Source organism: Planctopirus limnophila DSM 3776 (assembly GCF_000092105.1).
Taxonomy (GTDB): Bacteria; Planctomycetota; Planctomycetia; order Planctomycetales; family Planctomycetaceae; genus Planctopirus; species Planctopirus limnophila.
The window spans coordinates 4775940-4790357 of sequence record NC_014148.1; the positions used below are offsets into that span (position 1 = coordinate 4775940).

At 54.7% G+C, this 14418-nt stretch carries 13 protein-coding genes; 7 read left to right on the forward strand and 6 right to left on the reverse strand.

Annotated features, from left to right (window positions below; all coding sequences use genetic code 11):
- The first annotated feature begins 241 nt into the window (after positions 1-241).
- Together PLIM_RS19100 and PLIM_RS19105 are read left to right on the forward strand one after the other, a co-directional pair.
- The gene (locus tag PLIM_RS19100) at positions 242-1510 is read left to right on the forward strand and encodes a glycosyltransferase (RefSeq protein WP_013111957.1); all 1269 of its coding nucleotides are present in this window, start codon (positions 242-244) and stop codon (positions 1508-1510) included.
- A gap of 259 nt (positions 1511-1769) precedes the next feature.
- Positions 1770-2306: a dihydrofolate reductase family protein gene (locus PLIM_RS19105; protein WP_013111958.1), complete on the forward strand. Its 537-nt coding sequence runs from the start codon at positions 1770-1772 to the stop codon at positions 2304-2306.
- Positions 2307-2355: 49 nt separating this feature from the next.
- Here PLIM_RS19105 and PLIM_RS19110 read toward each other — a convergent pair whose 3' ends face one another.
- The gene (locus PLIM_RS19110) at positions 2356-3420 is read right to left on the reverse strand and encodes a ThiF family adenylyltransferase (protein WP_013111959.1); all 1065 of its coding nucleotides are present in this window, start codon (positions 3418-3420) and stop codon (positions 2356-2358) included.
- 236 nt (positions 3421-3656) lie between these two features.
- Here PLIM_RS19110 and PLIM_RS19115 point away from each other — a divergent pair, with 236 nt between their 5' ends.
- The 5 genes from PLIM_RS19115 (at position 3657) to PLIM_RS19140 (ending at position 9382) form a co-directional block, all read left to right on the forward strand.
- Complete coding sequence (locus PLIM_RS19115) at positions 3657-4112, forward strand: hypothetical protein (RefSeq protein ID WP_148227189.1); 456 nt, start codon at positions 3657-3659, stop codon at positions 4110-4112.
- Positions 4113-4220: 108 nt separating this feature from the next.
- Complete coding sequence (locus PLIM_RS19120; protein WP_013111961.1) at positions 4221-4892, forward strand: ParB N-terminal domain-containing protein; 672 nt, start codon at positions 4221-4223, stop codon at positions 4890-4892.
- A 192-nt stretch (positions 4893-5084) separates the two neighbouring features.
- Positions 5085-7082, forward strand: coding sequence for a DUF1549 domain-containing protein (locus PLIM_RS19125; RefSeq protein ID WP_041402264.1), 1998 nt, complete (start codon positions 5085-5087; stop codon positions 7080-7082).
- 150 nt (positions 7083-7232) lie between these two features.
- On the forward strand, positions 7233-8525 hold the full coding sequence (locus PLIM_RS19130; RefSeq protein ID WP_013111963.1) for a DUF1501 domain-containing protein: 1293 nt from the start codon (positions 7233-7235) through the stop codon (positions 8523-8525).
- A 425-nt stretch (positions 8526-8950) separates the two neighbouring features.
- Positions 8951-9382 (forward strand): response regulator transcription factor, encoded by a 432-nt coding sequence (locus PLIM_RS19140; RefSeq protein ID WP_013111965.1) that lies wholly within the window; start codon positions 8951-8953, stop codon positions 9380-9382.
- 103 nt (positions 9383-9485) lie between these two features.
- Here PLIM_RS19140 and PLIM_RS19145 read toward each other — a convergent pair whose 3' ends face one another.
- The 5 genes from PLIM_RS19145 to PLIM_RS19170 all read right to left on the reverse strand — a co-directional run bounded on the left by PLIM_RS19145 (position 9486) and on the right by PLIM_RS19170 (position 14149).
- Positions 9486-9908, reverse strand: a complete 423-nt coding sequence (locus tag PLIM_RS19145; RefSeq protein WP_013111966.1) for a hypothetical protein — start codon at positions 9906-9908, stop codon at positions 9486-9488.
- A 125-nt stretch (positions 9909-10033) separates the two neighbouring features.
- Positions 10034-11035 (reverse strand): DUF1559 domain-containing protein, encoded by a 1002-nt coding sequence (locus tag PLIM_RS19150; RefSeq protein WP_013111967.1) that lies wholly within the window; start codon positions 11033-11035, stop codon positions 10034-10036.
- A 298-nt stretch (positions 11036-11333) separates the two neighbouring features.
- The gene (locus PLIM_RS19155) at positions 11334-11669 is read right to left on the reverse strand and encodes a hypothetical protein (protein ID WP_148227190.1); all 336 of its coding nucleotides are present in this window, start codon (positions 11667-11669) and stop codon (positions 11334-11336) included.
- 186 nt (positions 11670-11855) lie between these two features.
- A complete protein-coding gene (locus PLIM_RS19160; RefSeq protein WP_013111969.1) occupies positions 11856-12782 on the reverse strand; it encodes a DUF1559 domain-containing protein in 927 nt (308 codons plus the stop codon).
- A gap of 761 nt (positions 12783-13543) precedes the next feature.
- Positions 13544-14149: a hypothetical protein gene (locus tag PLIM_RS19170; RefSeq protein WP_013111970.1), complete on the reverse strand. Its 606-nt coding sequence runs from the start codon at positions 14147-14149 to the stop codon at positions 13544-13546.
- Between the last annotated feature and the right edge of the window lie 269 nt (positions 14150-14418).

Below are 14418 nucleotides of genomic sequence, written 5' to 3' on the forward strand. Positions count from 1 at the left end.
CGGTCGATGAGTCTTCCCGTGTACGTAGTATCGTCGTCATCATTTGGCTCTTTTGGCAACCACCGTGGATGGTTGTAACCCCTCGCAGATCAAATTGCACAAATGGTTTGATCGGTTCATCACAGTCACTCCTGGTGAAGGTTTTGAACCTCAAATTGTCTCGAAGCGAAATGAGGATCGTTGACTCTCGGGAAACGTAAGCGACCCGGCAATTTCCATGTCTGCGGGCAAGTCATCACCTATGCGAACAGCATTGATCTGCAATGATACCCGCGGCGGAATTCAGCCTTATCTGGCCCTAGCCATCGAGCTGAAGAGTCGCGGCGATGACGTGAGATTCATCGCACCCGAGGGATATACGCGTCTGGCGGAAGAAGTGCTGCAACCGCACGGCATTTCCTTTTGCGGGCTCCCGGGGGATGTCGAGGCGGTGCTGCGAAAGCCAGAAGTCGCGCAGCAGATGGAGAAGGGGTTCTGGGCCACTCATCGATTAATGATTCAATATGCGACAAGTGCGATGTGTGATTCGATGCGAACAGGCCTGGCAGCTGCTGAGCACTCGGACCGATTGATTGGCGGTTTTGGTGGCATGCTAGTGGGTGAATCGATTGCCGAAAAGCTGAAGATTCCCTTCATTCAGGCTCACTTGCAACCACTGACAACGACCGGAGAGTATCCGGGATTACTGGCTCCGACCTGGTTGCCGCGATCAATCAAACCACTCAATCGATGGACTCATTCCGCATCGCGACAGATCTTCTGGCAGGCGATGCGACCTGCTCTGAATACCGCCCGAAAAACCATTCTCGATCTGGCGCCGATTCGCTTCTGGGGAAATGTGGGAAGACAGAGATCCCCGGGAGAACTCTTGCTATACGGATATTCGGCAGCACTTCTGCCACAACCGGTCGATTGGCCACGAGGCGCCCATGTCACTGGCTATTGGTTTCTCGATCGGCCGGCGGATTGGCAGCCACTGGAGGAACTGGTGCGTTTTCTTGAAGCCGGGCCACCACCTGTGGCGATTGGCTTTGGAAGTATGTCGAGTCGTGATGCTGGAGTGATGACCAAACTGGTGCTGGAAGCCGTGCAATTGGCTGGGCAGCGTGTTGTCCTGCTTTCAGGCTGGGGCGGCCTGCCTGAGACTTCACTATCGGAATGGGCCTATGCACTCGATTCCTGCCCTCACGACTGGCTGTTCCCCCAGTGCTCGCTCGCTGTCCATCATGGTGGCGCTGGTACGACAGGGGCAGCCCTGCGTGCCGGTCTTCCATCGATCGTGATCCCGTACGGCGCGGATCAGTACTTTTGGGCCGCGCGTCTCCAGGAGAAGCAGCTTGGCATCTCTCTTGGTTCGCGAACAACTGTAACCAGCCATCAACTGGCGCAGGCCATTCAATTGCTGCTGGACAACCCCGAATACCAGCTTCGATCGCAGGCCTGCGCGCAGTTCATCGAGCAAGAGAACGGCGTCCAGCGCGCCGCCGACCTGCTGATGAACAGCCGGTGAGGCGAATTCCTTATTCCCAAATACTGGCATTTTTTGGAATAAGGAGCCTCTCACAAGCTCGTTATATCGGTCGATCGACATAACGGGCCTGCCACCAGCTTCTCATTCGAGTTTGCAGAAACCGCCGGACATATGAGAACATCGATGTGTTCGCTATCTTCTAATCGACCATTCATTTGCAATATTCTCATCGACTGGCGAAGACATTTTTCGGCTCGCCGGGCTCTGTCTTGATGACCATTAGGAATGATTGACGACCATGAAATGTTCGGTCTTCATTGCCACCAGTCTGGATGGCTACATTGCCCGGGAGGATGGCCGGATCGATTGGCTGGAAGAGGCGCACAGGTCGGCACCGCCGGGAGATGACTTTGGCTATCAGGAGTTCTTCGATACGGTTGATGTGCTCATTCTGGGAAGGAAGACATTCGAGACGGTCTGGGGATTCCCGGAGTGGCCTTATGGTGAAAAGCGAGTCGTGGTTCTCAGCCAGACGCTGCACCAGCTTCCTGCGGATTGTCCACCCTCCGTCCGAATAGCTTCACAAGCACCCGCGGAGATTGTGAAGTCGCTGGAACGTGAATCATTCCGGCGGGCTTATGTGGATGGCGGTTCGACAATCCAGAGTTTCCTGGCAGCAGGTCTCGTCAGCGACCTGACGATCACCTCGATTCCCATCCTCCTGGGAAGCGGCATTCGCCTCTTCGGCCCGCTGCCCGAGGATCTGCCTCTGATCCATGAATCGACCCGGGCCTACCCTAATGGTTTTGTGCAGACGACGTATCGGGTAGGGTAGAAGCAAGTCGTTTGGTTAAATGAGTCGCTACTATGCCTATATAAGCCGCTCAATCCCCCAGAAACTGCGTGTAGAGTGTTCGGGCGAGGGTGGGGTCTTCGGTGCCTTCGATATAGGCGCGGCGATCTCTGAAGATGGTAAGTTCGCAGTTGTGGCCGGTGGGTTTGAAGCGGAGTAAATAGGGGTTTGGTCGCACATCGCCCAGGGGAGCCAGTTGATTGGCCAGCAGATTGAGATCGAGCGGGCGGGGATGGGCAGGGCTGATTTGTACGGCATTGCGGCCGCAAAGCACTGTTGTTTGTGACGTCTGCTGGCCACTGAGCCACAATCGCTCGCCTTGCTGGCAGGCCCGGCAATCGTTCGTTTCGCGTAAACCTGAAAGGTCCATCGAGCGGATCTGACCACTCCAGGCATCGATCAGCTTCAATTGTGAGCCGAGCACTTCTCTCTCGCCCAGAAGGATCTGTATTGCCATCATGGCCTGGAGGGAAGCGACGAGATGGACAGCTGGCCCTGCGACACCGACGGCATCGCATGTGGCGGGGGTGGTGGCTGACGAGGACGTTTGCCCGGAAGCGTCGTCATCGACCGGGTTGACGAGGCAGCGAAAGCAGGGTGTGTGAGTCGGATGAAAGGCCATGGCCTGGCCACTGGTGCCGACACAGCCTCCATGCACCCAGGGGAGGTTTCGTTCGAGAGCGGCATCATTGAGGAGGAGGCGGAGTTCGAAGTTGTCGGCTCCATCGACGACCAGATCGACGCCTGCCAGTAGTTCGAGAATGTTCTCGGGGCGGATGTCGGCCACGATGGGTTCGAGAGTGATCTCGTGATTGATTTCGCCCAGACGGCGGGCCGCTGCGATGGCTTTGGGGATGCGTTCGCGGGCGTCGGTTTCGTCGTAGAGCGATTGCCGCTGGAGGTTCGTCAGATCGACAAAGTCGCGGTCGATCAGGCGTAACGTTCCCACGCCAGCGCGAGCCAGGAGTTCGGCGGCGCAGCTTCCCAGGGCCCCCATGCCCAGTATGGCGACCACGGCCCTTGAGAGGCGCTCTTGTCCAGTTGTTCCAAATTGTGGCAACAGCATCTGACGGTGATAGCGGCTGAGGTTCGGCATGCAGTCATTGTGCCAGTTTCTGGGAGGCCGTTGTACGGGGTTGGAGAAGATTTTCTGGGGAAGTTGGCCCGGGATTCTGAGTGCTGAAAAAGAGACAGTTTTCGATGGAGAAGCGTCGCTCAAAAGACTATACTGAACACAAGTACATTATCGTTTAGGCGCACCAGAAAGGGATAGGGTGAAGGGCCTGTTTGTTCATTATGTTGTTCAGTTGTGTTTGGGAAGGGTCGATGAAGATGTCTGCAATGAAAGTTTCCGGGGAGAAGGTGGAGTTGCCAAGGGATTCGGCCACATCGTTCTGGCAGGAGGTGGAAAGGCACTATGCCGCCGATGATCACCTGCGGTGGAAACTCTTGGCGTTATTGGCGTTACGGGAAAGTTGCGGATGGACAATTGAGCAACTGGGGCGGGCGACGGGCCACCCGCGAGGTCATATTTCCCGCTGCCTCAGCAAGGTGAAAAAGGAGTTGCAGCAGCGGTTCCAGGCGGATGCCCAGATGTCGAAACGATTTGCAGTTGATGAAGGTGACATCAAGTTGAGTGAACAGGAGCAAGCCGCCATTGAGAATGAACGTCTGCAAATGGAGAGTCAGGCGATCAGCAGGGCCATTCCCCGAAGGAAAAGGACTGCTGTGCGTCCCCAGGTGGTCATGAACAGGGCGGTCATGAACAGAAAGCATCGCAATCTGTAGTTAGCCTGGTGTGACGATGGCACTCAACAGGTTCCGAGCTGCTGAGTAATACGGCTCATCTGTGAGATCAATTCGTCTTTCAAGCGTATTTGTCGTCAGGAGTCTCGGATGCAGATTGAAGAGCTTCCCATCGGTCAGTTACTCCCCGCGCCCTACAACCCGCGGAAAGTGTTGAAGGCGGGTGATCGCGGCTACGAAAAGCTGGTGCGGTCTCTGGCCGAGTTTTCGCTGGTGCAACCAGTGATCTGGAATCGTCAGACGGGCCATATTGTCGGTGGTCACCAGCGAGTCGAAATCCTGCGGGCGCAGGGGGCCACCACAGTTCCCTGTGTGATCGTCGATCTATCGCTGGCTCGTGAGCAGGCTCTGAATGTGGCACTCAACAATCGTGAAGTGGGGAGCGATTGGGATATTCCCAGGCTGTCGGGGCTGCTGGCTGAGTTGAATGATCTCCCGGATTTCGATGCCACGCTCAGTGGTTTTGATCCCCGGGAGCTACGGGAAATCACCCTGGTGGCACCCTTTTCGACCATGGAAGAGGTGGCAAATGATGGTCAAAAGACTATCCAAGCCAAACAGTCTTTACTTGAAAAAGACGCGCTGGTTGCCTCCAAGCCTTCAAAGAAAAGCTCTTCCAATGCATCGGCAGCTCATAGCAAAGGGGAGTCGATTGTCATCGTGACATTGGAAGTAGAGCCCAGTCGCTGGGAAGAAGTCCGCTCCCGCCTCGACGAACTGATTCAGCAAATCCCAATGCCGATTCATGTGCGATGGAGTTGATTCACGTAGAGGATGCCTACGATTGCCCGCGCTCATCATCGCGATTATTGCGACAGATCGGAACTTCCAGAGATTTTAACGATACCTGATTGTCGTGCCGTGTGTTTCTCTCATAGCCTGCGGGTATCAGTCGATCTGAAAACCTGTGGCACGAAGATAATCATTCAACGTGGTGTTCATCGGGGCGGAAACATGAAGACGAGCCTTTCATATGTGGCAGTTGATCGAACTTCCACTCAGGTTCCACGATGCTGCTCAGGGATCCAATCGATTCGCAAGATCGTGAGTTTATTGTCGCTGGCAGTTTGTCTCTCAGTTCTGAGTGACGATATCTTTGCTGCCGACAAACCACGGGTGATTTCCCCTGCCGAAAAGCCTTCGATTTCCGAAATCAGCCGCCAGATTGATGCGTTCCTGCAGCAGGAGTTTGACAAAAAGGGGATTGCGCCATCGGCCATCTGCAGTGATGAAGATTTCCTCCGCCGGGCGACGATGGATATCGCTGGCCGGCTGCCCACTCCGGAAGAGATTCGCGAGTTCCTTGCCAACAGCGATGCCGAAAAGCGGGCCGAGATCGTGCAGTCGCTCCTGGCTGAGCCAGCCTATGCCTCTAACTGGGCTCGCTATTGGCGGGATGTCATCTTCATGAATGCGACCAATGCCCGGGCCCGGTTTGCCGTCAAGCCTTTCGAAGACTGGATGACAGCCGAACTCAATCGCAATGCGAGCTGGGATGAGATTGTGACACAACTCATCACCGCAACTGGCGATGTCTACGAGAATGGCGCCACGTCTCTCTTCTTTGCCCATGATGCCGAGCCTGAAGAAGTGGCTTCGGAGATCTCGCGGATCTTCATGGGAGTGCAGATGTCGTGTGCGAATTGCCACGATCATCCTTCGGATATCTGGAAGCGTCGGCAATTTCACGAACTGGCCGCCTTCCTCCCTCGCGTGAATTTGAAGCAAGACCTTCAGGCCATGCCACCCAAGTTCGAGCTGGCTTCGATTCAGGCGAACGAACGTCGTGGGACGGATTTTCTCAAAGAGAATCCTGAGATGATCTTTCAGGCACTCGATCGCAATCGCGACCGTAAGATCAGCGAGGAAGAGTCCAAAGGGGGCCGTGGCCAGTTCGCCCGTGTCTTTCCCCGATTGATCGAATACGGCGACACCAACAAAGACGGCATGATCTCACTGGCCGAAATCAAGTCTGTTCAGGTACCTGAGCGACCTGGGCAGGGGAGTATTGAATACTATATGCCTAACCTGGATCGGCCCGCCGAAAAGGGAACGCTGATCCATCCCAAGTTTTTCGTCAATGGCCGAGCCCCCGGCAAAGAGCTGGACGACCAGGAACGACGCCAGGCTCTGGCGGGTTTCGTGACCGCACCTCAGAACGAATGGTTCTCGAAAGCCGTGGTGAACCGTGTCTGGCATGAAATGCTGGGCTCCGCCTTCTACATGCCCGTCGACGACATGGGCCCATCGCGAAGTGCAGTCCATCCCCAGGCGATTGAAGCTCTGGCTAAGGCCTTCACCGAATCGGGCTACGATCTCAAATGGCTGGTCGGCACAATTGCCAGTACCAGCGCCTATCAGCGATCTTTGCGGAACAGTTCTAGCAGCCAGCCGGAAGTTCCCTTTGCGGCGGGTCAGCCCAGTCGCTGGCGGGCTGATCAACTCTTCTCGGCAATGTCGTCGGCTCTGGGCATGCCTGAAGAAACACGTATGTCACAAGCCCCTGGGATGATGGGGCGCCTCGCCATGCGGAATTCGCCACGCACACAGTTCACACAGCTGTTTGGATTCGATCCTTCGATTCCTCGGGAAGATCTGACTGGCACGATCCCTCAATCTTTGATGCTCATGAACAGTCCCACCGTCAACCGGGCTGTCGAACAGCAGATTCGCAGTGCCATCACTGGTGATGATACTCCCCTCGAACGTGGCTTTGCCGCCGTGGCCCGGAATCGTTTTGGTAATAATCCACCGGCAGGCCGCAATTCGACGATCACTCTCAATCGTGCTGCGGTGGAAGAACTCTATCTGAAGACCCTGGCTCGTAAGCCCACAGAAGCCGAATTCAAAATGATGCGGGCTTATGTCGATGAGCATGGCAACAATCCCGAGGCTGCTGTCGATCTCCTCTGGGCGCTCATTAACTCGACTGAGTTTCTATCGCGACGGTAAGTGGATCATGTGCTTGTCGCTATCAATGTGAGTCCTATTGCAGGATGCATTGGCTGATTCAAGGATGGTCTTGTTAAGTCGCTATTTAATTCGATTCAAAAACATTACATAAAACTTGCGAATCAATTCTCATTGTCTAGGGTCTGAATCATGTCGCCAGTCATTCACGATCTTGTTCAGCTTTCGAGAAACCACTTTACCCGCCGACGTCTGCTGCAATCTACTGCGGCTGGGATGGGTGCGATGGCTGCCGGTGGTTTGCTGCCAGCTTGTCTGTCGGCTCAGGCGGCTGATCTGCAGCAGAAGAAGCGTTCGATCATTGTCCTCTGGATGCAGGGAGCACCCAGCCAGTTCGAGACCTTCGATCCCAAGCCTGGTACGGAAACAGGCGGCCCTACGAAGTCCATCTCGACAGCCGCCCCGGGAATTCAGATTGCCTCGACCTTCCCGCAAGTTGCGAAAATGATGAACGAGATTGCCCTGATCCGTTCACTCACGAATAAAGAAGGGAATCATCAGCGGGCGACTTACCAGTTGCATACAGGCTACATTCCCACCGGTTCGGTCAAGCATCCTTCACTGGGGGCGAATATCTCCCGACAGATTGCTCCTGCCGGGCAGGATCTGCCGTCGCTGGTCACCATCGGGAATGCGATAGCCGGGATTGGTGCTGGGTATCTGGGAATCAACTACGAGCCGCTGCACCTCAATCAGGCCGGTAAGATTCCCGATAACGTCACGATTGGAACGAGTACCGAACGCTTTGACCGACGGCTGGGTCTACTCGGCCAGATGGATCAGCAGTTTGCCGAACGTGGTGGAGCCTCTGTCGTGCAGACACATCGCGATCTCTACTCAAAGGCATCAGGGATGGCTCAGTCGAAGGATCTGAAGGTCTTCGACCTCGATGAAGAACCAGCCGCTCTCAAGGAGGCTTATGGCGATACCAACTTTGGGCGTGGTTGCCTTCTGGCGCGCCGTCTTGTTGAAGCAGGTGTCACTTATATCGAAGTGCGCGTGGGGAACTGGGATACCCATGCCGATAACTTTGATGCGACGACCCGGCTGGCTGGGGAAGTTGATCCGGCGGCAGCCACTTTGATTCGAGACCTCAAAGACCGTGGCCTGCTCGATTCGACACTCGTGGTCTGGATGGGTGAGTTTGGCCGCACTCCCAAAATCAATGCCCGCACAGGTCGCGATCACTTCCCGAAAGCATTTAACGGCTTCCTCGCGGGAGCCGGTATTCGCGGTGGTCAGGTGATTGGACGCACCAACGCCGAGGGGACAGAGATCGAAGACCGACCAGTGACTGTGGGTGATCTCTTCACATCGATCTGTGCGGCTATGAAGGTCAATCCCAAGGATGAAACCATGAGCCCCCAGGGCCGACCTCTCAAGGTCATTGAATCGGGCGAAGTGATTCAAGGACTCTTCGCCTGATGGCGGTTCGCCTATTGCTATTGCGAAAGATATGGCCTTGAAACGTTTGAGAGGCAGGTGCTGCTCGCCACCCGATCAAAGCGCGGCGTAACGGCATAGTTTCGGACTTTCTGGCTGACACATGCATGGTCTCAAGAATCGTGCCATGCTTGCAGCTCTGAGCAAGCATGCTCCTTTGATTTGTCGGTCCAAAACTCAAATGCAAGACCGGCATGCTCACTCCGAGCCGTGAGCATGGCACAAAGATTTGCATGGCCTTGATCCTTATCGGTTTCTTCTTTGCAGGCGGCACATCAGGAGTTAGGCTCCATGAGATCCGCGTAATCCCACGGAAACATCTCGCTCGTTACCTTCCTTTGTATGCGGCAGTCACTTGGTTTGGCTACAATATCGCCATGTGATGAATCTCCCGCAGGAAGACAAACATGGCCGAGCAGAAGCTGATTCTCATTATCGACGACGACCGCGAAATCGCATCGACTTTGCAGGCCGTCCTGCAGCATGCCGGTCACCGGGTGACGTTGGCTCCCAATGGTATGGAAGGCCAGAGGCTCATCGAATCCCTCTCACCGGACCTGGTGATTACGGACATGATGATGCCTCGCATGGGTGGCTTTCCGGTGCTGGAGTTCATCCGCACGCTCGCGAAAAAGCCCCGCGTCATCATGATCACTGCCAACGAAGGGGGCCGGCACAAGGCTTATGCCGAGATGCTTGGCGTCGATGATTATCTGCGAAAACCTTTCCCCATGGAAGCACTGGTCGAATCAGTGAACCGCATCTTCTCGCCCCCGGCCGAAGCAGGGACTGGTGAAGATGCCGCTCCAAAGAAAACCACCCGACGAAAAACTTCGTAATGGCCGGCAGTTTAATGTGTGGCAGTGGCTGGCCACGGTTTTAAGCCATTGAACAAGCCTTACGATCACTGCGAGCACTTCATCCTTGAAAATGGTGAAGTGCTTATTTTTTTCCAGTGGGAACGTCGAGATCGATGACGTTTCGTCCCTCGGCGACTGTTTTCTTCATCGGCGAAGAAACTTCGGATCGATAGGCAGCAGGTATTGATCCTGCAACCTGCTGATTCGTGGAAACCTCTCCCTCGGCGACGACCAGCCGCTCGAAGTAGATCGTGTATTCTGCAGGACGCAAAGGGTCTGGGAGTTGATAACTTCCATCAACATCCACTGGCGACATAGAACCCTGCCCAATCATCGAATTGATGAAATAGACAGCCAGCCTCTCAGACGGAGGGCCGCCACCAATCAGGACTTTTCCCTGAACTGTGCCCATAGGAGGCTTGGCCGGCCCGCAACCGAAAGTGGTGACGATTGTCAGGCCGACCAACATCGAGAAAAGTGCGTTGCGAAGGTCTCTATGGAACACGGGAATCCTGTCTATGCCGTTTGATCAGTGCAATCCACGAATGTCGATTTCGATCGCTTCGAAGAGTCGACATGCTCGTAAGCAGAGCTGGTGGTGCGCCTCAGGAGAGATTGGAAGTCGAGAGACTAAAACTCACCAACCACCTGTCCGTCATCGCGGATGCAGAGCATTTTGAGCATCTGAAAATCGATATTGTCCGAAACAAATCGAACCGCACCATCTCCCAGCAGCACATGCACACCACCTGTGTGGAACGAAGTCAGCATGGTGTTATTGCGGTAGATCAAGTCGTTTCCCGCGTCGAAGATTCTCGAATTCGGCGGATGACGGACACAGGTTGTGCCAGTCTGCCAGTGATCCGTGCAGGTCGTGTCGGTGATAGTCAACTGATTGCGTGCACCGAACCACCCGCCAAAATAATTGGATGTCCGGTTCGATCCACCAGTAAAGCCCGATTGTTCCGCAATGACGATGGTGTTGCTGGTTCCGTCGGTCGCATTACGAATCCCCGTGGCCTGATTCATTCGCAGCATCCCCTGATTGCAGCTCCAACCTTGTCCACAATCGCGATGACCAGTCGTCGCAGGTGTCCAGGCAAAGTTCGGGGCGGCACCCATGATCCCGACATACTGAATCCCCATGCCGTTCCCCTGATTGTTGAACGTCTGGGAGGCACCGCTGTTACTGGTGTAAGTCTGAGGGAACGTCTCCAGCGAACTCGAAGGGCACAAGTAGCCTGAGAACACAAAATTCCTCAAACGCTCATTGCCACCCGAGTACGCCAGAGCAGGGTCGGTTCCTGCGGAAAAGTTTCCCGTCGAGAAGTTCAGGCTGTTGAACAAAGGAGCCTGATCCATGTAGGGCAAAAGGGCGACCCGCCAGTTCGTGCCATTCTTCACACCCGCCTGAACGTAGATGTCACCGCCGCGCGTCCCCATCGGAAAGACGCCTGCAACATCATGATAGTTATGCAGCGCCAAACCCATCTGCTTCAGATTGTTGCGGCACTGGGTTCGTCGTGCGGCTTCGCGTGCCTGTTGCACGGCAGGCAACAACAGGGCAATCAAAATGGCGATGATCGCAATCACCACCAGCAATTCAATCAGAGTGAATCCACGGCGAGACATAAGAGTTCTCCATGAGTAGATTAGATGAAGACACTAATCAATGAAGCAAAACCTGTACCTTGCCGGGGTTCAAGCTCTTTGAATTGACACTATGCACGCAATTGGTCTGTTCAAGCAGGTGCATTGACCTAATGCCCAAAACTTACGGCGTTTGAAGCCGATTGAATGTGCATTAGTGCGGTTTTTGATCTCGCGCATGCATTCAAACTAGGCAATGTCTTCCAAAAAGGAGCGGGTTACACGCGATCCCAAATGGATCGGAAGTGGCTTTAGAGAGATCTTCTCAGCGACCGCTGCATCATTCCGGCTTGAGATGAAAATCCTGTGTGGAGGATGCTGCCGGGATCGTAGCTTTGAGTTCACTCTTCGTGTTGTATCTGGCGGGAACGAACTCTTCCCTCATCAGCACCTTTTGGCCGTTAACCAGCTCCGAAGAATATCGACCGGGAATTTCTCGCTGGCCATAAATCTCCACCAGTTTTTCACCGGGAGGGACTTTTAATTGATAATTGCCGTATTCGATTCTCCCGGAAGCCGATTTTCCACCGCCGGACACCGGATGAAAGGTGATCTGGCCTTCCAGTACCGGCTGCTCATTGACAGTGACGGTTCCCGTCACTTCAGATTCGGGCACCGAATTTGTGCAACCCCCGATCCCAAGGAGCACGCCAGTGACAGCCAAACACTTCCATGCGGGAATTAAAACTGCCATTAAAGACACGCCTCATTGAAGACGAACAACAGCAAGTCAACTTGAACAAAGCGGGAGGTGGCTGCACAAGACAGCCACCTTCTTTGTCTCAGGATCATGGAGCAGGCCTTAGAACTCACCTAGCGTTTCGCCACCGGCGCGTGTTCCCAGATTCTGAAACGTCGCACGATCAATGTTGTCCGAGATAAATCGAACGGCACCATCCGCCATCAGTACGTGAGCACCACCGGTGTGCTGGCTGCGCGTGTAATTCTCGGAGTTAGTCCCACCTCCGTGAGAAACGCAAGGAGCGCGGGTATTGGTGGTCGACTTACAGGTGTGAGCACGATCCACAACTGTTGTATTCGGAGGGTTCGCCGTCGAAAATCCATATGAACCCCAGTTGGCACCACCCCAGTACCAGCCGGCATCACCCCAGGCATCGCCAGTATTGCCCGAACGAATCAGGCATTCAGCTGCCATAATCGTGTTCGATGTCCCATCAGTCACATCGCGCATCTTGACACTCGAAATGTTCCAGAACATCCCGTTGAGGGGTGCGACTGTAGCCGAAATAGGATTCCCCATGGGCAGGCTGTTGTTCCCCGCGCAGACGACATAGTTTCCGTGGAAGCCTATCTGAGCACCGTTTCCCGAAAAAGCTCCACCGTTCGGATCCGATGGGCACATCAGAGCCGGGATCTTGACCTGCTTGATCGCATTCGAAACATCCTGCACATTGCGAATGTTGTTAATCACATTGTAGGTGTTGAACAATGGACCCTGATCCAGTTCGGGAAGAATCTGCTGCATCCAGCAATCGCGATTGAGCACAGTCGAGTTCAGATCGGTCGAACGCACCCCGTAAGGAAAGGTGCTGGCCCTGTCGTGGTAATTGTGGAAGGCCAGCCCCAACTGCTTCAGATTGTTGCGACACTGTGTTCTTCGAGCCGACTCCCGGGCCTGCTGGACTGCGGGCAGAAGGAGTGCAATTAAGATCGCAATAATCGCAATCACCACCAGCAATTCAATCAAAGTAAATCCACGCCGACGCATGAGACATCTCCATGAAAAACGAAAAGTAAAATATGGACAATGCTTGATACAGCAAGTTTTATACCCCAGGGATGTAGAGAATATTGAATTGATTCCACGCACGAATCGTCGGAAAGTGCTGCACAGCGATTGATAGCATGCACCGTCAGTAGCGATTCACTGCTGAAGTTGTTTGCAGCAGTTCTCCATGCGAGGCAATCCGCTGCACGGAAAATTGGCAGTCGTATTCAGCTCAGTTGGCATTTGAGATTGCTGAAGGTCGGCAAATGCCGTCACTAGCGATAAAAATCTTCGTGCCATGGCGGGGTGCAAAGATCAACGCTTTGTACGATAAACGAGCCCCGTGGTAATCAGATTCATAGTGATCCGGAATCCAGGATCGACGGATTCTCAACACTGATCGTTGGCTGCCACATCGAACCAGAGCCGGATCATAGTACTCCTCGAAAACCCTCGCCCGCGTCTGCGTGGGAGAGGGTGGCACGGAGTGCCGGGTGAGGGTCTTTTCCGCATGGATTTGTGCAGAAGTATCACTAAGCCCGACCGGACTCGGGTGGCTGGGGTCGAATGTCTTCATTCGCCCCCAGTTCAACGGAGATGACCAGCACAATGGCAACGGGAGCGTTCGTCAGGACTTCCCATCGAGATTGCCCTGCACAACCAACGGCCAAAAACCTGGGGGCAAACGCGGACGTTTGACCCCAGCCACTCATTCTCCAACATCAAGGCCGACTGGCGATGTCTTGCAGAGCCAACGGGGTCTATGTCCCACTCTTGAGCTGCTCGACCCGCAGTGCCTCGATCTTGCGAAGCAGGGCATTGACGTCGGCTTCTTCCAGAGTGCAGGTTCCCTGCCAGCGCAGGCGGCTCTCGCGATCAAACAGCAGCACCTGTGTCGCTCCTTCAGCAGCACCGTATTGGGTCTTGAGAATGTTCTCAAAGTCGAGCCACACGGGAAAATCGGGTGAGCCCTTTTTGAATTGCTTGATGATCACGGGCCGCAATGGTTCTGGGATCTTGTCTCCCAGCAAAGCCACCGGAATGACAAACACTTCGGGTGATGGGCCGCGAGCACCGGCGACTGGCCGGACAGGAGCCTTGGCACTCTCTGCCGGCGGCAAACCTTCCGCCGTCGGATGAAATGCCAAGTGCAACTCTGTGCCTAGCTCTTTGGAGTTCTTCATCGCCTTACGGTCGCCATAAATGAGGACCGTCACGCCGTCTCCCGCAGCGCCGACGGCATGCTTCTCGCCGAACTGATCGACCAGCATGGGGAGATCTTCAGCCCGGCCCGGCAGGATCATCCCACACCACAACCCCAGGCACAGCAGAGCCATAATCTTGTTGCAAGAGACTGAAGTTCTCATAGCCGATTCTCTGGAATGACTGCTTCCCGAAGTCCCACGACCCAGCAACCAGATATTCCACCCGCGAAGTGCGAGAAGTTCTCGTGCGGTGGAACAATGGGTCGTCCACGATCATGAAATGTTGTAGTGCAGCCTTGCCTGAAACGACAATGGCAACTCGCGATGACCCCATGATCCAGCCGGGTTCGAACTCTCCACCCTGTTCATTTGAGCAATGAAATCGGCCCCGCAGTTGGTCGGAAGCTGCTGTCACGATAAACTTTCCTGAC